This is a genomic window from Pseudomonas sp. O39 (genome assembly GCF_045447295.1).
GTDB classification, from domain to species: Bacteria; Pseudomonadota; Gammaproteobacteria; order Pseudomonadales; family Pseudomonadaceae; genus Aquipseudomonas; species Aquipseudomonas antarctica_A.
This window is the reverse complement of the sequence record NZ_JBJGXV010000017.1, coordinates 40,854-60,030: the sequence shown is the minus strand read 5'-3', so window position 1 is coordinate 60,030 and position 19,177 is coordinate 40,854. Positions and strand designations below refer to the sequence as shown.

At 59.7% G+C, this 19,177-nt stretch carries 20 protein-coding genes; 9 read left to right on the top strand and 11 right to left on the bottom strand.

The window, feature by feature from the left end; genetic code table 11:
- Positions 1-9: 9 nt before the first annotated feature.
- From tssG to tssA, 6 genes are read right to left on the bottom strand one after another with little or no spacing between them, the layout of a single operon-like run.
- Positions 10-1,002 carry a type VI secretion system baseplate subunit TssG gene (tssG, locus tag ACI77D_RS20400; protein ID WP_407017356.1) on the bottom strand — a complete coding sequence of 331 codons (993 nt, stop codon included), beginning with the start codon at positions 1,000-1,002 and terminating at the stop codon, positions 10-12.
- Positions 966-2,753, bottom strand: a complete 1,788-nt coding sequence (gene tssF / locus ACI77D_RS20395) for a type VI secretion system baseplate subunit TssF (protein WP_407017355.1) — start codon at positions 2,751-2,753, stop codon at positions 966-968. Before tssF ends, tssG begins: the two co-directional genes overlap by 37 nt.
- A complete protein-coding gene (gene tssE, locus ACI77D_RS20390; protein ID WP_407017382.1) occupies positions 2,743-3,144 on the bottom strand; it encodes a type VI secretion system baseplate subunit TssE in 402 nt (133 codons plus the stop codon). The genes tssF and tssE overlap by 11 nt, the downstream gene beginning before the upstream one ends.
- Positions 3,145-3,158: 14 nt before the next feature.
- Complete coding sequence (tssC, locus tag ACI77D_RS20385; protein WP_221294557.1) at positions 3,159-4,634, bottom strand: type VI secretion system contractile sheath large subunit; 1,476 nt, start codon at positions 4,632-4,634, stop codon at positions 3,159-3,161.
- A 27-nt stretch (positions 4,635-4,661) separates the two neighbouring features.
- The gene (gene tssB, locus ACI77D_RS20380; RefSeq protein ID WP_221294556.1) at positions 4,662-5,159 is read right to left on the bottom strand and encodes a type VI secretion system contractile sheath small subunit; all 498 of its coding nucleotides are present in this window, start codon (positions 5,157-5,159) and stop codon (positions 4,662-4,664) included.
- Between the two features lie 32 nt (positions 5,160-5,191).
- On the bottom strand, positions 5,192-6,745 hold the full coding sequence (gene tssA, locus ACI77D_RS20375; RefSeq protein WP_407017354.1) for a type VI secretion system protein TssA: 1,554 nt from the start codon (positions 6,743-6,745) through the stop codon (positions 5,192-5,194).
- 477 nt (positions 6,746-7,222) lie between these two features.
- On the opposite strand from tssA, the gene ACI77D_RS20370 reads away from it, so the two are divergent.
- Entirely contained in the window at positions 7,223-7,738 is a 516-nt protein-coding gene (locus ACI77D_RS20370; protein ID WP_053256396.1) for an Hcp family type VI secretion system effector, read from the top strand.
- Between the two features lie 57 nt (positions 7,739-7,795).
- On the opposite strand, the gene ACI77D_RS20365 is transcribed toward ACI77D_RS20370, so the two are convergent.
- Positions 7,796-8,617 (bottom strand): aldo/keto reductase, encoded by an 822-nt coding sequence (locus ACI77D_RS20365; RefSeq protein WP_407017353.1) that lies wholly within the window; start codon positions 8,615-8,617, stop codon positions 7,796-7,798.
- 106 nt (positions 8,618-8,723) lie between these two features.
- Between ACI77D_RS20365 and ACI77D_RS20360 the strand changes: the two genes are divergently transcribed.
- A complete protein-coding gene (locus ACI77D_RS20360; protein ID WP_407017352.1) occupies positions 8,724-9,218 on the top strand; it encodes a DUF1543 domain-containing protein in 495 nt (164 codons plus the stop codon).
- 4 nt (positions 9,219-9,222) lie between these two features.
- Here ACI77D_RS20360 and ACI77D_RS20355 read toward each other — a convergent pair whose 3' ends face one another.
- Complete coding sequence (locus ACI77D_RS20355) at positions 9,223-9,768, bottom strand: GNAT family N-acetyltransferase (protein ID WP_262667711.1); 546 nt, start codon at positions 9,766-9,768, stop codon at positions 9,223-9,225.
- A 172-nt stretch (positions 9,769-9,940) separates the two neighbouring features.
- Between ACI77D_RS20355 and ACI77D_RS20350 the strand changes: the two genes are divergently transcribed.
- Positions 9,941-10,249 carry a hypothetical protein gene (locus tag ACI77D_RS20350; RefSeq protein WP_407017351.1) on the top strand — a complete coding sequence of 103 codons (309 nt, stop codon included), beginning with the start codon at positions 9,941-9,943 and terminating at the stop codon, positions 10,247-10,249.
- A gap of 5 nt (positions 10,250-10,254) precedes the next feature.
- Here ACI77D_RS20350 and ACI77D_RS20345 read toward each other — a convergent pair whose 3' ends face one another.
- Positions 10,255-11,475: a TPM domain-containing protein gene (locus ACI77D_RS20345; protein WP_407017350.1), complete on the bottom strand. Its 1,221-nt coding sequence runs from the start codon at positions 11,473-11,475 to the stop codon at positions 10,255-10,257.
- Between the two features lie 133 nt (positions 11,476-11,608).
- Here ACI77D_RS20345 and ACI77D_RS20340 point away from each other — a divergent pair, with 133 nt between their 5' ends.
- A complete protein-coding gene (locus ACI77D_RS20340) occupies positions 11,609-12,421 on the top strand; it encodes an alpha/beta fold hydrolase (protein WP_262667708.1) in 813 nt (270 codons plus the stop codon).
- A complete protein-coding gene (locus ACI77D_RS20335; protein WP_407017349.1) occupies positions 12,411-13,544 on the top strand; it encodes an ATP-binding protein in 1,134 nt (377 codons plus the stop codon). The genes ACI77D_RS20340 and ACI77D_RS20335 overlap by 11 nt, the downstream gene beginning before the upstream one ends.
- Here ACI77D_RS20335 and dapF read toward each other — a convergent pair.
- Entirely contained in the window at positions 13,541-14,344 is an 804-nt protein-coding gene (gene dapF, locus ACI77D_RS20330; protein ID WP_407017348.1) for a diaminopimelate epimerase, read from the bottom strand. The two genes, ACI77D_RS20335 and dapF, sit on opposite strands and share 4 nt — an antisense overlap.
- 109 nt (positions 14,345-14,453) lie before the next feature.
- On the opposite strand from dapF, the gene ACI77D_RS20325 reads away from it, so the two are divergent.
- Both ACI77D_RS20325 and ACI77D_RS20320 read left to right on the top strand, forming a co-directional pair.
- On the top strand, positions 14,454-15,494 hold the full coding sequence (locus ACI77D_RS20325) for an alginate lyase family protein (RefSeq protein ID WP_259762629.1): 1,041 nt from the start codon (positions 14,454-14,456) through the stop codon (positions 15,492-15,494).
- 42 nt (positions 15,495-15,536) lie between these two features.
- The gene (locus ACI77D_RS20320; RefSeq protein WP_407017347.1) at positions 15,537-16,034 is read left to right on the top strand and encodes an AAA family ATPase; all 498 of its coding nucleotides are present in this window, start codon (positions 15,537-15,539) and stop codon (positions 16,032-16,034) included.
- On the opposite strand, the gene ACI77D_RS20315 is transcribed toward ACI77D_RS20320, so the two are convergent.
- Complete coding sequence (locus tag ACI77D_RS20315; RefSeq protein WP_407017346.1) at positions 16,031-17,617, bottom strand: murein L,D-transpeptidase; 1,587 nt, start codon at positions 17,615-17,617, stop codon at positions 16,031-16,033. The two genes, ACI77D_RS20320 and ACI77D_RS20315, sit on opposite strands and share 4 nt — an antisense overlap.
- Positions 17,618-17,657: 40 nt before the next feature.
- Here ACI77D_RS20315 and ACI77D_RS20310 point away from each other — a divergent pair, with 40 nt between their 5' ends.
- The gene (locus ACI77D_RS20310; protein WP_064452097.1) at positions 17,658-18,371 is read left to right on the top strand and encodes a murein L,D-transpeptidase catalytic domain family protein; all 714 of its coding nucleotides are present in this window, start codon (positions 17,658-17,660) and stop codon (positions 18,369-18,371) included.
- A 30-nt stretch (positions 18,372-18,401) separates the two neighbouring features.
- Entirely contained in the window at positions 18,402-19,148 is a 747-nt protein-coding gene (locus ACI77D_RS20305) for a creatininase family protein (protein WP_064452096.1), read from the top strand.
- Positions 19,149-19,177: the final 29 nt, after the last annotated feature.

Below are 19,177 nucleotides of genomic sequence, written 5' to 3'. Positions count from 1 at the left end.
CATCAGTCCCTAATGAGAGTTGCTGGCCAGCGTGACCACGCCGTCAGCACGCTCGTACCCCAACCAACTGGTCCAACCGAGACGGCAGACGTTGCGTTCACCCAAATGCAGCGGCCTCACTTCCCCGTCGGCCAACACCAGGCGCAGGTCATAGTCCAAAGGGGCTCGTACCGTCAGGCGAACCAATGAACACAACGGGCTGTAGTCGTTGCCGGTGGGCAGGAACTCGTGAAAGCGCTGCCAGCTCAAGCCCTTGATATGCACTCTGAACTTGCCACTGCGGTCTGCGACCTGAAGCCCCAGCATCAGGTCCTCGCCGAGCAGGTTGTTGGCTGCGCCAAGTCGGTTGCGTTGTTGAAGGGCGATGGTCACGGAGCGACCGACCCATTGCTCGATGAACACACCGCGGTGCTTGAAGTAGTGACGCAATACCGCCTCAATCAGGGCGGCCGAATGCGCCCGCAGGCTCAACAACCCCAGACAGGGCAACAGCCGCTTGCAATCCAATTGCGCAGCGTCACGAATCTCGCGGCTGCCCAACCCAACCAGAGCGAACATCTGCTCGGAAAAAGCATCGCTGGCCCCCGTGCGAAAACTCGCTCGATAGCGATATTTGCGCCAAATCGGCAGCATCAGCCTGTGCAGGCGGTGGTGAAATACATCAAGGAAGTCACGGCTGACATTCCCACCCGCCTGCTCTTGATAAAACGCAGGCAATGGCGAGCCGGCACCAAACAGACCGAGCACATTGAGGCGAAGACGCGCCCGTAATTGGTCGCGCTCGACGAAAAATTCCACCCGATCAATATCGTGCCCGGGGAACCCCAAGCTGGGGTTGGCCTGGAACTCGACCTTCTCGTAGAGCTCGTCATCCTCCAGCAATGGGTAGCTGTCGCGTAAACGCTCGATCACCTGCAGCACCGCCTGGTAGAGCGAATACTCACGAATCGTTTGCGATAGTGCAGTCAAAGCAGGGCCTGCTGACCCATCCGGGGTGGCCATAGATACACGTCTCCTTGTGTGCTGGTAACCCGCAGTTCGTGGTACGAATTAAGGCTGGCGTAAAGGGCAAAAAACTCATTGAGTGCCGAGGCGAAGACAAAGATGTCGCCCCGGCCGACGAACCCATTGGGGTCAATGTTCAAGTCGACTCGCACGCCACGTATTGGCAACCCACGATGCATTCGGTCGACGGCCTCATGGCTGACAGATCTCAGTGCATCCAGTCTTCGCTGACTGATGTTGTGCGCCTGTCGATCGTGATAGCGCGGCAAGTCGTAGGTTTGGAGGATGACCTTCAAGGCCCGTGTGTCAGTCAATGACAGGTAATTGAGCGACATGTTGCTGATCAACTTCCAAAGGAAGTCCTGGTCCAGCGGCGGGGCAAAGCTCGCCGTCGGCGCGCAGATATTGCGAAACGTAAGAAACTCCGGAGTCTGTTCACACGGCTGGTTGATCTCACCAACCTGCAGCAACCGTGGCAAGTCGTGGTTGGTGCACGTCAGCTCGACTGACAGTGTCTCCTGTTGATCTCTGTGGCCAATGCCGAAACTCAACCAGGTATCAAGCTCGGCGCTCTGTACCGAGGAGCGTTGACGAATACTGTAGCTAGGGGCTTGCATCGAAACGCCACTGTCGCTGTCATGTTCGAAGGATTCGAATGGCACGTACGTCTGGTAGCCCAGCCCACCCGGACGCCATCCAGTAACACGGTCAACGGAAAAAACAGCAGCGTTGCCCCGTGCAATTCCACCCGGGAGCAGCAGGTAATCATCCTGCTTGCCATCCAGGCGAATCGGCACCGCATCCTGCTTGAACAGGTTAGCGATCGGCGTGCAATACAGCTTTACGTTATCCAGAGTGGGGCGATGTGGCTCATGCTCCCGGGTGCGCAATTTAAAACGCAGCTCTACACCCATGGCCTGCTTGAGAAATTCGTTGGGTAACGCCTGCAATGCATCGAAACCCAGTACGTCGACAAACAGATACTTGTCCGCAAATGCAAAATATTCTTGCAGGTGGCGGTAGCCGCTGAAGGTGTTCGCCGGATAGGGAATCAGTGCATGATCTTCGTCAAACCCTACTGGCTTTGTTTGGCTAGCGGAAAGTCGCAGCGATAAAACCTGCCCATCGCGACCCTTGATCGCAAGCCCATCATGGTCAAAGAGCAGCACCTCAATGCCTTCGAGATGACGTAACAGACTCAGGTACAACCCTTGACTCACTTGTCGATCACCCGTCAGGTGCAAGCGCAATTGAGTGAATGCCCACTGACTGAAATTACCCTCGACGCTCATCTCCAGGCGCAGGTTGAGCAACGCCCATGTTCCCTGAGACAGGTATTCCAGGCTGCTCAGTTGCAACGGCATGACCTGAGTGGCGTAACACGTTCGGAAGCGGCAGCGTTCACCATTGACCACCACGCTTTCGACCGGCGTATCCCGATCAACACTCACCGTGGTGCACGCGTGCTTCAAGGGGTCAAACTGCAAGATGCTGAACGCCGGCAATGGCCGCATGTAGTTGGGCCACAGCAAGTGCATCAACGAATGGGTCAACTCAGGAAGCTCATCAGCAAGCTTCTGGCGCAAGCGCCCGGTGAGGAACGCAAAGCCCTCCAATAGACGCTCTACGTCCGGGTCCTGGCCTGAATCGGCAAGAAAGGGTGCCAAGGCGGGATTGCGTTCAGAAAAACGCCGCCCAAGCTGGCGCAACGCACTGAGTTCACTTTGGTAAAAGTGGTTAAAGGACATCAGGTAATACCTCGACCCGTCCACCACCCAGCAGGTGTGCATTAAACACCACCGGTTGCATGACACCGTCGATGACGACGGTTGCCTCAATCACAAACGCCAGTACCAAAGGGTTGTAAGCACCCGCTCCCCGCCTGACACGTATATTTCCCAAGCGTGGCTCGTACGCCTGGATAAAACGTTCAATCGACAAACGCGATTGGCTGAGTGATTCATGCAGGCTCAAGCGCATGTCATTGAGGTCGGGCAGCCCGTAATCGGGCAGCGCCTGGACACTGCCTGCGCGCGTGCTGAGCATTCTCTCCAGATGCGTGGCAATAGACGCCACGCTGTCAGTCCTGGCGAGAGCCAGACCTTCGAGACGCTCAAAAAGGCTGCGATAATCGGGTATCCCCTGACCCTTCCTCATTCTTTGTCGAGTTTGCCGACGAGGGACAGCGTGAAGTCCGCCCCCATGTACTTGAAGTGCGGTCGCACGCTGAGGTTGACGCGGTACCAGCCAGGTTCGCCCTCGACATCACTGACTACGATACGAGCAGCTCGCAATGGACGCCGCCCACGAACCTCGGCGCTGGGGTTCTCTTGATCTGCGACGTATTGGCGAATCCACTTGTTGAGCTCCAGTTCCAGGTCGGTACGTTCCTTCCATGAACCCAGTTGCTCACGCTGCAACACCTTGAGGTAATGAGCCAGGCGATTGACCACCATCATGTAAGGCAGCTGGGTACCCAGGCGGTAGTTCAACTCAGCTTCCTTGCCTTCGATACTGCCCCCGAAACTTTTAGGCTTCTGTACCGAGCTGGCAGAAAAGAATGCCGCGTTATCACTGCCTTTGCGCATGGTCAGAGCAATGAAGCCTTCTTGCGCAAGTTCGTACTCGCGGCGGTCAGAGACCAGTACTTCGGTCGGGATCTTGGTTTCGATTTCCCCCATGCTCTGGAAGTGATGCAGGGGCAGATCTTCCACCGCGCCACCGCTTTGCGGACCGATGATGTTCGGGCACCAGCGAAACCGGGCAAAACTGTCAGTCAGTCGAGTGGCAAACGCAAAGGCAGTATTGCCCCACAAATAGTGCTCGTGGCTGTTGACCACGTTTTCCTGGTAGGCAAATGTCTTGACCGGGCATTCAAGGGGATCGTATGGGGTTCGCAACAGGAACCGCGGCACGGTCAAGCCGATGTAACGAGCATCCTCGCTCTGGCGAAAGCTTTGCCACTTGGCGAATTGAGGGCCTTCGAAATGATCCTTGAGATCCTTCATGTCAGGCAGACCGGTAAAGCTTTCCAGACCGAAAAAGTTCGGGCCCGCGGCAGCAATGAACGGCGCATGGGCCATGCAGGCAACACTGGAAGCGTACTGCATCAGCTTCACATCCGGTGCGCTTGGCGAAAGAGAGTAGTTAGCGATAATGGCGCCCACGGGCTGCCCACCAAACTGACCATACTCGGCACTGTAGATATGCTTGTAGAGCCCGGACTGAGTGATTTCCGGCGAATCTTCGAAGTCATCCAGCAGGTCCTGCCGTGAGACATTCAGTAGTTCGATCTTGATGTTCTCGCGAAAATTGGTCCGGTCGACGAGCAATTGCAGACCTCTCCAGGAGGCCTCCAGCGCCTGGAAATCCGGATGGTGGAGAATCTCGTCCATTTGCTGGCTGAGCTTCACGTCAATCTCTGCAATCATTCGATCAACCAGGCGCTTCTTGACCGGCTCGCCGCTGTTGTGCGGCTTGAGCAGCTCTTCGATAAACGCCGAGACACCCCGCTTGGCAATGCCGTAAGCCTCGTCATCCGCACTCAGTAGTGTCTGGGCAATGATGGTGTCTAGGATGCTGTGTTCTTCGGTGACTCGTGTGGTTAGCGGATGCTGTTGGATCGTCATGGCGTCAGTGTCCTTTTACTGAAAATGTCAGGCGGTGGGATCGCTCAATCCCAACTCAGCCAATACCCGGGCTCGGGAACCGTCATCCGCCAGAGCCCGCTCTATGGCCTTGCGAAAACTCGGTGTGTTGCCCAAGGGCCCTTTGAGCGCCATAAGCGCTTCACGCAGTGCCATCAGTTTTTGCAACTCCGGAATCTGCTCGACCAAATTCGCGGGGCTGAAATCCTTCATCGAATTAACCCGAACCTGGATAGCCAATGCGTCAACATCCGCAGACTCCTGGAGCCGATTGGGCACACTCAGCGTCAGCGCCAACGCCTGTTTGGCCAACACGTCGTCAAAGGTGCTCTTGTCGATGCCAATAGGCTTGCGGTCTTCGAGCTTGCGTTGATCCTCGCGCTGGGTGAAATCGCCCAACACCAGCAGTTTCAGCGGCAGTTCGACCTCTTCCTGGGCACCGCCAACGGCTGGCTTGAAGGTGATATTGATGCGTTCCTTGGGTGCTACCGAACCTTCTTTGGCCACGGTAAATCTCCTTTTTCGAGTGGATCGAAAGCCTATTCAAGTACCGCTTCAACATCGAAGTGGCACAGCCTTCGGTGGGTATCTTCCTTACGCTCACGTACGGTTTGGCTTTGCGGCAAAAGCTCGCAACAGCGGTACAAAAGCTGTGCTACGTGGAGGGCCAGCTCCGGCTCCCAGCGATCCAGCCCCGCACGCTGCAGTTCATGATCCAGGCCTTCGAGCTGCACCTTCGCCAGCTCTTGCTTGCCCGCCAATACACACAACCGAGCCAGGGCCAGCCGCCAATGAAAACGAGCACGTTCGCTGCGAGCGGCGTGCATGCCCTGCTTGAGTTCGCACACCGCCGCCTTGAGCCCGTCCTTGCGTAACGTAGGCATAACGTCATGCAAGGCTGCTTCCCAGGGTTCGGCTTTGGCATCAACGACCACGCCGGACGGCGCAGAGGGTTGTAAGTGGCGAGCGACGTGCAAAGTGATCCAGTCGCGGGTGGCGCTATCAGCAAACGGCACGCCGTCGTGGAACCTGAACTCAGGCAGATGTGGCAAACGCTGCAGTAACAGCGCGAAGCTCACTTCCAGTTCGGTCATTGCCAGGGGGGCCTGCAGGGCTTCAAGGCACTCCCAGACCCTGCGCAAACCGTCAAACCAGAACAATGCGCCTGCCAGGCTGGTCTCAAGTTCAAATAACAGTTCGCCGTATTGCCCCTGGGCAAAACGCTCCTCGTAGCGTTTGAGCTTGTCGGGCGCCGGGCCACGAAGAACCGTGAGCCGCTCGCTGTCAGCGTCCGGGTAGCCGTTGAGTGCCAGCCAGGTCAGTGTCCGGCTAAGGCGCAAGGCGCGCAGGTCGGTGGCATTCTGGCGCAGCCACCAGGTACACAAGGGGCGGGCTTGTTCCTGCAATGTGCGCAGTAACTTATGCGCCTCTTTTTCGTTTTCTACCGAAGGCTCGGGGCTCAGCAACCGGGTCGCCGCCTGCTTGACCTGAGCCATCACGCCGGTTGAGCCCACAGCATGGGCCTCACCTTGCTCTGCATGCGCCAACCGCTGCGCCAATTGCCGGCGCATGGGCAACAGCAGCGGAGCCTCATCACTCATGCGCGCAGACCAGAGATCATCAAGGTGTGTCAGGTGCTCAAGCATGCATCGGAACAATGGCTGCTGATCCTTGAGCGGCAAGCTTTGCGCAAACAACTGCTCAAGCCGCAGTACCAACCAGCCAAATGCTGCGCCACGGGTACGCAGCTTTTCGGGGTAGGCAACCGCCCAATGGTGCTCACAGAGATGACGCAACAACCCCAGACCCGCCAACAGGCCAGGGAAAGATTCACGCTGATATAACGCCCAGGTCAACCAGGCAGCCACACGTAAATCCTTGGTGTGCTGGCGCAGCAGACACTCACTGACTTGCGTGACTTTGTGCCAGTCCGGCTGAGCGGTGAGATGAATCGATTGCAGCTTGCCAAGCTCGGACTCAAGGGCTTCATATTCACTCGAAAAGCGCATATCGCTGCCCGCAAAGTTAATGTGCGAGCAAGGCAATAAAGCAAGTTCAAGGTAATAAGCACACAAAGCGCCTGAGTAAACCATTTTGAGCCATGCACCTTATAAAAAATAAAAATCGCCGAACCAAGCACACTTATGCGCATAACTAACCGCTGTCTTAACCGCACTCATCCTTCCACGATGTTTGCAAACCTTAGCCATGCATAAAACATTCAGCAAGCATCAACCCTGCACTTAAGGATTTTCCTACACCCTCCGCAAACAAAGACCTGCGCATCATTTTGCGCAGCCCCAGCCTGACCAAAAACTTAATTAACCCGCACAACCAACCACCGCACAGAAGAATGGCATGAGCAACTTAATGCACACTTCTGCGCAAACTATTTCACTTAAAACCCAACAGAACCACTGGCCACTTAACGGAAACTATCCCTTTATCACGCTACCCTGCCGTTTTTATTAGGCCGCCTATTTTCAGGCACGCTTTTTGTTATAGGCATTTGCCCGGCCGGCACGATCGCCGCAGGGAACCACCTCAACTACCAGGCAAGGAAACCCGTCATGCCAACACCCGCGTATCTTTCAATCACCGGTGTCAAACAAGGTCTGATCACGGCAGGCACTTTTACTCAGGACTCGGTAGGCAACATTTACCAGGAAGGCCATGAAGACCAGATACTGGTCCAGGCATTTGCTCATCAGGTGATTATTCCCCGTGATCCGCAATCGGGTCAGCCAACAGGTCAGCGGGTTCATAAACCGTTGATGATCAGCAAAGTCTTCGATAAATCATCACCTCTGCTGTTCAGCGCGCTGACCAGCGGCGAAGAAGTCAAATGCCGACTGGAGTGGTTCCGTACCTCTTCGGCTGGAACCCAGGAGCACTACTTCACCATCGAGCTCGAAGGGGCGACCATCGTGGATATTCAGTCGCGCATGCCCAACTGCCAGGCACCGGAAAACGCGCACTTCACGCATTTGGAAGACGTGCACTTCACCTATCGCAAGATCATCTGGACTCACGAAGTGGCAGGTACTTCGGGCTCTGATGACTGGCGTAGCCCGGTCGCCGGCTAACCCTGGGGGATGCTGGAGTCGGCGCCATGGAGGGCGCCGGTTCTGCCAGGCAAGCTGTTACACCATCGACAGCGGGTGCTTGCGCTTGGGTGCGCCAAACACACGGTCGATTGCGTCCAGATCGTGCTCGTCCAGCACCAGTTTCGCGGCGCTGGCGTTGAGCCGCACATGCTCGGGACTCACTGCCTTGGGGATCGCAATCACGCCCTCCTGGCGCAGTACCCAGGCCAGGGCGATTTGTGCGGGTGTGGCCTCATGTCGATGGGCAATCTGCTTGAGCGTCGGGCTGGACAGTAGCTCACCGCCCTGGGCGATTGGGCAGTACGCCATCAACGGCAAATGGTGCTGTTGCCACCATGGCAGGAGGTCGAACTCGATACCACGCTCTTCGATGTTGTAGAGCACCTGGTTGGTGGCACAGGCTGGGGAGGCGAGTTCCTGCAGGTCGGCGACGTCAAAGTTGGAAACACCCCAACGGCCGATCTTGCCCGCCTCGCGCAGACGCTCGAAAGCTTCGACGGTTTCTTCAAGCGGGTACTGGCCGCGCCAATGCAACAGGTACAAGTCAATGTAGTCGGTGCCAAGGCGCTGAAGGCTGGCGTCACAGGCACGGGGAACGCCCTTGTGGCTGGCATTGTGAGGGTAGATTTTGCTGACCAGGAACACCTGATCGCGCCTGCCGCGAATGGCCTCGCCGACCACTTGCTCGGCGCCGCCTTCACCATACATTTCGGCGGTGTCGATCAAGGTCATGCCCTCATCGATACCCAGTTGTAACGCGGCGACTTCGGCGCTGCGCTTGTCCGGGTTTTCGCCCATTCGCCAGGTTCCCTGGCCGATGACAGGGACGGGAACACCGGCCAGATCAATGGTACGCATAACAACCTCCTGATGAGTTCGCGGATTAACAGTGTGGCACTGACCGGACAAAAGGGTTCAATCGAAGTATGGTTAGCCTTTTCCAAGTCGCCAGGACGGACCTGCAATGCTGTTTGTCGTCATGCTCGGGGGCAAGCACCCACGGGCTAAAATCGAAGTTCACGATGTGGTATTCGCAGTCGCGGATACACTGCAACACACCTACGCACAATTACGCGACGGCTGGTTCGGCAGCCCGAAGGGTGTGCACATCGATGCGTGGATGGCCGTCGATGGCGTCGACGGCTGGAAAGTCGAACTCAGCCAGATGGCGCCACCTGCCGGTGCGCATCACCTGTACTTCATCAACCTCGGCGGCTATGAAACCCACGCTTTTGGCGAGGCCCATCATTACCTGCTGGTGGTCGCCCGTGACAAGCAGGAAGCCAAGCGCAAGGGGCAGCGGCAGATGTTGCAGCACTGGTCCCAGGCCCACACCGATGGCGTGATGGATATTGACGACTGCCTGCCCATTGATCTGGTGGACGGTCGCTATGTTCACCTGGTGCAAGGCTCGCACCAGCCGATCATCCAGCAGAACGACTACATCATCCTGCCGTGAGCCCTCAAGCGTTGGGCATCAGGGCTTTACCAAACAGGCGATTCCCATGGGTTTCCCCCTGAAAGGTATACGTCGGTGAACCCAGCACCTCATAACCGCGCCGAGGGTAAAAACCCAACGCGCGCTCATTGCCCACCCACACGGTCGCCCACAATAACGACGCGCCGCCAAGCTTGGCGCGGTGCTCTGCCGCTTGCAGCAACTGATAGCCAATACCCAGGCCGGTAAATCGCTCCTGGATATACAGGCGTTGCAGTTCGGCAACGTCAGACGCCTTGATCATCGAATGGCTGGCGGTGAGTTTAACCTGGGCAAAGCCAACGAGATGGCCGTTCGACTCAGCCACCACCAGCGAGATGTCTGGCTGCGCCATCAGTTGGGCGATGGTCTGCGGCGCAAAGGCCTGCAGCGCTTCATTGGCAATCGAGCTGCGAATTCCCTGTGTCGCGTAGGTATCCAGAAAGACCTGCATACCCAGCACGCCAATGCATAAGGCGTCCTCGGGAATGGCATTGCGAAGCGTGATTTCTGGGGGGTTGGCAGCAGCCATTGAGCCTCCGTGCTGTGGGGTCCTGAAGATCGACGTTTTACCATGAATACAAGTGACTGCAATTGCCACTGCCAAATTGCCACAGTAGGGCTTATCCCCCGCCCAACCCGCAGGAGCCCTGCTTGAGCTTTTTTCCGACCCCGATGCCGTCGCTCGCTACGCCGAGGGGCCTGTGCGCCTGGTGCCGGGTTTCGATGGCATGCAACGCATGACCACCCTGCTGCTGCGCGAACAGGTTCCCGCCACAGGCAATGTGCTAGTGCTGGGCGCTGGGGGCGGCTTGGAGTTGAAACGGTTTGCCGACGCAGAACCGGGTGCCGGCGGCGGATGCCGAACGGCGATTACGGCGATCTGTGCGCAACTGCCGGTGCGGTCACCCGAGCAGAATGCAGCCCTGATGCAGGACGCCGGGTTCGAAGACGTGGAACTGTTCTACGCAGGCTTCAGTTTCAACGGATGGGTGGGCTACAAGCCACGCTAGCCGCGTTACCAACTGCCCGACGCCCCACCGCCGCCACTGGAACCGCCGCCACCGGATGAGCTGCTGTCGGAACTTGAGCTACTGGAACTTGAGCTGCTGTCGCTCGAACCGCTGCCGCCGCCTGAGCTTGAGCTTGAGCCTGAACTTGCAATGCTCTGCACAAAGAGAATAAACGCTGCGAAAGAGGCCACCGGTATCGCGACTATCCAGCCCTGGTAACCGCGCCCCAATAGCCAACCGGCCATCACATAAATCGCCACGACCACCAAGGCACGTACGAGAAAGAAGCGCGGGCTGTTTTTCCAGGACGCCTTGATGACGAAAAACAGCCCCGCGTACAGACCCAGAATCAAAGCGCCGCCTAATGGCCATACCAGCCAATGGATCAAGCTGACGTCCATAAACCGATCCGCCACCAATACCCCGACGATGTAAGCCAGCAGCCCGATAACGCTGTAAAACACCGCGCGCGCCATCCACAGCGCACCGAAGGTCGCACCACCAATCAGCAGGGTCAGCGGCAAGACCAACAGGTAGATCGGCCAGTCCCGGCCGCCACCATAAATCGCCAGTAGCACCGTCACCACCAGCGTGGCAATCAACGCCAGGCGCCAGTGCAGTTTGCCGGCAGCGATCAGCACACCGCCAACGGCACCGGCGATGAACGCCAGCAACACCGCGATCGCTTGATGATTAATCCCCGGCTCGGCCACGTTGGGCAGGTCGCCTCCGTCTACCAGCACCGTCAGATCGTTGACCGCCTGTTGAATCCCGCCCACGTAGTCGCCCTGGCGAAACGCCGGGGTAATGTGTTCTTCGATAATGCGGTGCGCCAGCAGGTCAGTGACGGTGCCTTCCAGGCCGTAGCCCACTTCGATGCGCACTTTGTGGTCACTCTTGGCGACCACCAGCAGGATGCCGTCATTGACGTCCTTGCGCCCCAGTTTCCAGGCGCGGAACAGTTGGTTGGCGAAGTCTTCGATGCTCGCGCCGCCGGTGGTGGGCACCAGCAGCACGGCAACTTGCGCACCTTTGCGTTGCTCCAGGGCAGCGAGCTGAGATTTCAGGCGATCGGTGGTGCCGGTGTCCAGCGTATTGGTAAGGTCGATCACCCGCTGGTCGAGGGTCACCCTGATTGGCGAGGTGTCGGCCAGGGCCGTGTTGAACAGGCCAACAACTAGTAAGGCCAGCAGACTCAAAACAGATTGCCGCAAAAACAGCCTCATACTTTGTTACCTAAAATTTCTTCCTGAAAGCACTGACTTTACCTTATCGGCGCTATAACGCGTGACCCCGCGCCTGTGACTATTTAAACTGCTCATTACGCCAACATAGCAAAATGCCATCTATGAGAACGCCATGAACCTCAAACATCGCAACAACGTCAGTGTGATGGGCAGCGGGTCGGCGACCCTGGTGTTCTCCCATGGTTTCGGCTGCAATCAGGCGATGTGGAATTACCTCGCGCCGCCATTCATCGACCGCTTTCGCGTGGTGCTTTATGACCTCGTCGGCGCCGGGTTGTCGGATGTCAGTGCGTTCGACAAGGCCAAATACAGTGCGCTGGATGGCTACGCCCACGACTTGAACGAGATTATCGACGCCTTCGCCAGCGGCCCGGTGATTCTGGTCAGCCATTCGGTCAGTGCCATGATTGGCACCCTCGCCGACCGCCTCGCGCCCGGCCGTATCGCCGCCCATGTGATGATCGGCCCTTCGCCACGCTACATTGATGACGTGGATTATGTCGGTGGTTTCAAGCGCAGTGATATCGACGACCTGCTCGACACCCTCGACAGCAACTACCTCGGCTGGTCCAGCGCCATGGCCCCGGTGATCATGGGCGCCCCGGGGCAACCAGGGTTGAGCGCCGAACTCAGCGACAGTTTCTGCCGCACCGAACCCGATATCGCCAAGCAATTTGCGCGAGTGACCTTCATGTCCGATAACCGTCAGGACGTGGCCGGCCTGACCACGCCCGTATTGATCCTGCAATCGAGCGACGATCTGATCGCCCCGGTAGTCGTGGGTGAGTACCTGCACGGCGTGCTCCCCAACAGCACCTTTTGCCTGGTAGACAACGTCGGCCATTGCCCGCACATGAGCGCGCCGCAGGCCTGCGCGGCGGCAATGGAAAATTTCCTGGGGCCGTGGGTGGCCCATGCCGGCTGATTTGTTCGACAGCGCCGCCTGTGCCCTGGCCGTCACCGCTGAGGACGGCACGATCCTGCGTGCCAACGCACGACTCGGGGAATGGCTGGGTTTGAGCAACGCCGAGTTGCATGGGCGGCGTTTCCAGGACCTGCTGACCATGGGCGGGCGGATTTTCCACCAGACCCACCTGGCGCCGATGTTGCGCATGCATGGCAGTGTCAGCGAGGTAAAGCTCGACATGCTGCACCGCGATGGGCACAAGGTGACCGTCCTGCTTAACGCCAGCAAGCGCGATCAGGCAGATGCCGTGGTGCATGACCTGGCGTTGTTCGGCACCACCGACCGCGACAAGTACGAACGCGAGCTGCTCAATGCGCGCAAGCTCGCCGAAGCCTTGCTGCAACAAAGAACCACTGCCGAAATGGCGCTGCAGCAGGCCCAGGCCGAGCTGAGCGAAGCCTATGCAGTCGCCCAGCGCCGTGCCTTGTTTGCCGAGCAGATGATGGCGATTGTCAGCCACGACTTGAAGAACCCCCTCACGGCCATCCGTATGGCGTCCGACTTTCTCAGCCGTAGCGAGCGCACGTCCAAGGAACGCCAGTTGCTGGGCCATATCGCCCAGTCGTCCGAGCGCGCCCAGCGGATGATCGCCGACTTGCTTGACTTCACCCAGGCCAGGGTCGGCCACGGCATCAGCATCAAGACCACCTCGTTGGACCTGCACGCGGTGATTCAACACGCCGTCGATGAACTGCGCATGGCTTTCCCCAATGCCACATTGAAGCACCACACCGAAGGCACGGGAGTTGCGTGCCTGGATGCCGACCGTGTGCAGCAGGTCATCGGCAACCTGGTCGCCAACAGCGTGGCGTATGGCGACTTACTCCTGCCGATCACTATCACCTCGCGCCTGGCCGACAAGGGCTGCGAAGTGGCGGTGCACAACTACGGTGCGGTGATTCCTGAAACCCTGCTGGCCGGGCTGTTCGAGCCCATGACCCGTGGCACCGACCAGGGCAGCGAGGTGCGCAGCGTGGGCTTGGGCCTGTATATCGTGCGCGAACTGGCCAAGGCGCACGGTGGCGATGTGGCAGTGAGTTCCTGCGAGAACACCGGTACAACCTTTACCGTGACGTTCTAGAGCACGTAGGCCGCGCCCTGCATGATCGGCTCCACGCTGCCGGTCAGGATCACGCCGCCCTGCCCGTCCCACTGCACGGTGACCGCCCCGCCGTCGCACTGCACGTGCACCGTATCATCGAGCAACCCGCGCCGGATCCCATTGACCACCGCCCCGCAGCAGCACGAACCGGAGCCCAACGGCACGCCACCGCCACGCTCCCAGATGCGCAGGCGGATATGCCAGCGGTCCAGCACCTGCACGAAATGCACATTGGTCTTGGCCGGGGACAACGGATGAGTTTCCATCGCCGCGCCCTGGGCCGCCACATCAAAGGCGGTGAGGTCATCCACGAAATACGTGCAGTGCGGGTTGCCCATGCTGCACGCCGCAGGCGCGCCGTCGATGGGCAAGGTGCAGGTGTCCATTGCCTCGGCCAGCGGCACTGCCGCCCAGTCCAGTGAAGGGGCGCCCATATTCACTGACACCTGCTGCCCCGCCGCCCGCACACAGGTCAACAAGCCCCGGTCGGTGCGCAATACCACCGACTGACAGCCGGTTTCATGCATCAAGCGGTCGGCCACGCCCCGGGTGGCGCTGCCGCAGGTTTGCAGCGGTGTGCCATTGGGGTTCCAGAACTTGATACGCGCGGCGGCGTCGGTGCAGTCGAGTACCACAGCCAGTTGGTTGAAACCGATGCCGGTATGGCGGTCACCCAGGCGACGGGCGACCTGCGCGGTAATCGGGTCGTCCTGACCGCGGCGGTCGATGATGATGAAATCGTCGCCATGGGCATGCATCTTCACGAAGGGCAAGGTCATGGGCTGTCCTGGATTCGAGCAGGGTTGGCAGGCAAGCATACGGGAGTTTCATCAACCCCGATTCGGCTGCATGCTAGCGTGGGCGCGATCCCGTCCGGCAGAGCCCGCCATGAAAACCACCACCGTCGCCTTAACCGCACTGCTGGCCGTGCTTTCCCACGCGGCCATGGCGGCTGCGCAAACACCGAACCTGTGCCAGCCGGCCGCTTCGAACTCGACGGCCAAAGCGCTGCTGGCCGCCGCCCAACGGCACCTGGCCGACCCGCCCGCGCCGTTGCCCCATTTACACACCGAAGGCACGCTGCCAAACCAGGGCATCCGCGCGCAAAGCATCGCCGCCGAGAAAGACTGGCCGGTGATGCGCCAGGCGGCGCTGGCCTGGCGGTTGAGCGGCGACCCGCGTTACCTCAAGCAAGTCGACGACTACCTCGCCGCATGGGCCGACGTGTATCAGCCGGACTTCAACCCCATCGACGAAACCAACCTCGATATGCTGATCAATGCCTATGCGCTGACTGCCGATCACTTGCGCCTGGAAACCCGCGCGGCCAGCCGCCGCTTGATCAGCACGCTGGGCAACGGCTATATCGCGCATATCCAGCAATTCCATGGGCAGAAAAAAGGTACCCAGACCAATAACTGGCAGAGCCATCGCGTCAAGTTGGTCACCGTGGCCGCCGCCGCCCTCGGCGACCAGGCCATGCTCGAGCAAGCCCATCAATTATTTAAACAGCAGGTCGCCGACAACATCCTGCCCGACGGTTCGGTCACTGACTTCCAGGACCGTGACGCCCTGCATTACGTGGTCTACGACCTTGAGCCCCTGGTGCAAGCCGCGCTGGCGGCCAAGCCCTACGGTGGCGACTGGCTGAACCTCAAGGCCAATGGTGCGTCCCTGGGCGCCGCGTTGGACTGGCTGGTGCCCTATGCCAATGGTCAACGCAGCCATCAGGAGTTCGTGCACACCCACGTGCAGTTCGACAAAGACCGCGCCGCCGTGGGCGAAGCCGGTTACAGCGGCACCTGGGAACCCAAAAGCAGCGCGACGCTGTTCTGGCTGGCCGCGCAACTGGACAAGCGCTACCTGCCCACGGCGACGCAATTGGCAGCGCACCCGGCAGACTGGATCAGCGCCTGCTATTTGCAGTAAGCGCGGCTAGACTGGCCGGGTTCTCTCTTCAAAGGATTGACCATGCTTATTGTATTCAGCGGCCTGCCTGGCACCGGTAAAACCACGATTGCCCGTGAACTGGCGCGGCGCACCCGCGCGGTGTACCTGCGCATCGATGTGATCGAGCAGGCGCTGCGGGAGTCGGCGGTTCTGGCCGGCGATGTCGGCGCCAGCGGCTACAGCGTGGCGAATGCGCTGGCGCTGAGCAATTTGCGCTTGGGGCAGACGGTGATTGCGGACGGCGTGAACCCGGTCAAGGAAAGCCGGGATGCGTGGAAAGCCGTGGCGGCGGCAGCCGATGTTGAGTGGGTGAATATCCAGGTGGTGTGTTCTGATCAACACGAACACCAACGCCGGGTGGAAAGCCGCGCTGGGGATATTCCCGGGCTGGTACCTCCCACTTGGCAATCCGTGTCAGTGCATGAGTACGAGGCCTGGGAAGAACAGCCGTTGACGCTCGACACCGCGCTGATGACAGCTGATCAGGCTGTCACTCGGGTCTTGGCACATATCGCTTAGAGCAATGCCCCCATTGCCTTCATCAACACCGGGTCACGCCCATAAATATCCGGCGCATACAGCAGCCCGCCCTGGCGGTCGACCTCCACTGTCCAGTACCCCAACAGCACCGGCACGGGCGTGGCCAGCCGGAATTCATGGGTCACGCCGGTGGCCAGCAACTCATCGGTGCGCGTGCGTTCGGCCGGGGTTACCAGTAAGTCGCGCAGCAGCATGGGCTGCTCAACCCGCACACACCCCGAACTGAACGCGCGCGGGCCTTTGGTGAACAATGGCTGGCTCGGCGTGTCATGCAGGTAGACCGAGTACGGGTTGGGAAAGCGCATCACGATCTTGCCCAACGGGTTGCGCGGGCCGGCTTCCTGGCGCAGGAGAATATTACCGGGGCGCGACCAATCCACCTGGTCGGCCGTGAGTGGGTGACCTTGGGCATCGAGCACTTGCAGGTTTTGTTGGCGCAGGTATTCGGGGTTGAGGCGGATGGCCGGGAGCTTGTCCTCACGCATGATGGTAGGCGGGATGGTCCAGGTGGGGTTGAGCGTCAGCCGGGTAATCCGTGACTTGAGCAACGGCGTCTGACGCTCGGCCCGCCCGACCTGCAAGCGGGTTTGCCACACCGGGATACCGCTCTGATAAACGCTCAGTTGTGCGGCCGCGACGTTGACCACCACCCCTTCGGGCTCCAGGTCCTGGGCCAGCCAACGGAAACGTTCGAGGTTGATCCGCAGCTGGTCGCGGCGCATCGCCGGGCTGATGTTGAGCTCGGCCACGGTGCCGGCACCAATCACACCGTCTGCCTGCAACGAGTGGCTGAGCTGGAAGGCCTTGACCGCCTTGACCAGCTCGTCACGGTATTGCGTGCCGTTGCCGGCTGGCACTTTGGCCAGGTACCCACCGTTGTAAAGACGCCGCGCCAGTTCGGGCACACGCGGGTCTTCCATGCCGGGACGCAGCAACGGGCCGCCGGCGACCGGGTCCCAATGGGGCAAAGGTTGCAGGCGCACGGTGGCATACGTACTGCGCAAACTGCGGTAGAGATCGGCGCTGGGGCGCGCCTGGTCAAACGCCTGGGCCAGGTCGTGCAGGCCAGTCGCGGCGAAGGCCAGCACTTCGGCATTGGGGTCATGGAGCGGTGGTTGGGAATGCCACAGTGGCTCGAATCGCGACTGCTGCAAACGCCCGTAGTGCAAGTCCTGCAGGGCTTGCAGGTATTGCTGGCTGGTGCCGATGTCGCTGCACAGCACGTTGGCCGTGGCGTCTGTTGCGGGCAGGCTATAGTGGGTGGGGTCCAGGCCATCGTCAGCCAGCATCCGCAATTGGGCTTGCAAGGCTTGGCGGCGATCATCGGCTGACCACAGCGGCCCATCACCCTGCTGCTGGTAAAACGCTTGCAGGCGCAATTGGGCCGCTGCGTCTATTTGTGGGGCAAGGCCTGGGCACACGCTGGGTAACTGCGCGAGGGCCTGTTGCATCGGGCTGATTGAAACGGGCGGCACAGCGTCCACCGGCAGCTCATCAGCTGTCGCGACCAGTGGTGCAACGAGCAGGCAAATGCTCAAGTAACATGCGTGTTTTTTGAACAATTGACTTAACTCCAACCCACAGCGGGGGGATGTACTGTAGATGCTGACTTTTATAGGCCGCTTCGGTTTAATCACCGTGACCCTGGCTACGCTGAGCAATGTTGCGCTCGCCGCCAATCCCACGTCTCCTTCTTTGTATAGCAGCCTGGCGCGCTCGGCTCCAGAACTCAATCCCACCGTACTGAAAAGCGCCTTGAGCGCGGTGCAGTGCGCAGTCAATAACGGCGAGGAACGCTCGGATCGCCTGGCCGTTATTGACTACTCCCAGCCCTCTACCGCTCGTCGGCTATGGATCTTCGATTTACGCAAAAAAACCCTGGTACTGCGCGATCTGGTGGCTCACGGCGCCAAATCCGGGGAAAACTTCGCCACCCAGTTCTCTAACCTCGAAGGCAGCCACCAATCCAGCCTGGGCTTGTTCCGCACCCAGGAAAGTTACCTCGGCGCCCACGGTTACTCGTTGCGCATGGACGGCCTGGAGCCGGGTTTCAATGACCAGGCCCGCGACCGCGCGCTGGTGATTCATGCCGCCGACTACGTCAACTCGGCGTGGAGCAAGCGCGAAGGCCGTATCGGCCGCAGCCAGGGTTGCCCGGCCGTGCGACCGCAGGTGGCGCGCCAGGTGGTAGACAAACTCAAGGATGGGCAGTTCATGTTCTCCTGGTACCCGGACCAGCGCTGGTTGAAGTCGTCGACCTACCTCAACTGCAAGCCCCAACAAGTGGCGAGTAGTCGTACAATCCGTGGTGGTTAGCCTGTCCCCACCGATAAAAGAGAGCGTCGCATGCTTCTACATAAATCCACCTGGATCGAGATCGGCCAGTTTCTGGAGCGCAGCCGCACGGTGGTGATCCCCATCGGCTCCAACGAGCAGCACGGCCCCACCGGCCTGTTGGGCACTGACTGGATGTGCCCGGAGATCATCGCCCATGAGGCGCAGCAGAATGCCGACATCCTGATCGCCCCGACCTTCAATATCGGCATGGCCCAGCACCACCTGGGCTTTCCCGGCACCATTTCCCTGCGCCCGTCCACGTTTATTGCCGCGATTGGCGACTGGGTTCGGTCGCTGGCCGGGCACGGTTTCGAGAAGATCCTGTTTCTGAACGGCCACGGCGGCAACATCGCCACCATCGAGGCCGCCTTTTCCGAGCTGTACGCCGAAGCCAGCTATGCCCGCCGCCCGGCCGGGTTCGCGCTGAAACTGGTGAACTGGTGGGATCTGGAAGGCGTCAATGACCTGGCCCACCGCCAATTCCCGGTAGGCCACGGCAGCCATGCCACGCCGTCGGAGATTGCGGTGACGCAGTGGGCCTACCCGGAATCGATCAAGTCCGCCGAGTATTCCCCGCAAATCGCCAACACCGGCCCGATTCGCGAAGCGCTGGACTTCCGCGCACGCTTCCCCGATGGTCGCATGGGCTCGGACCCGGCCCTGGCGACGGTGGAAAAAGGCGGTGAGTTGGTGGCGTTGGCGGCTCAAGGGCTGGTCAAGGTTGTCGACAGCTTCAGCAGCGAAGCAAAACCTTAAGCCGAGCGCAAAAAAATGTGGGAGCGGGC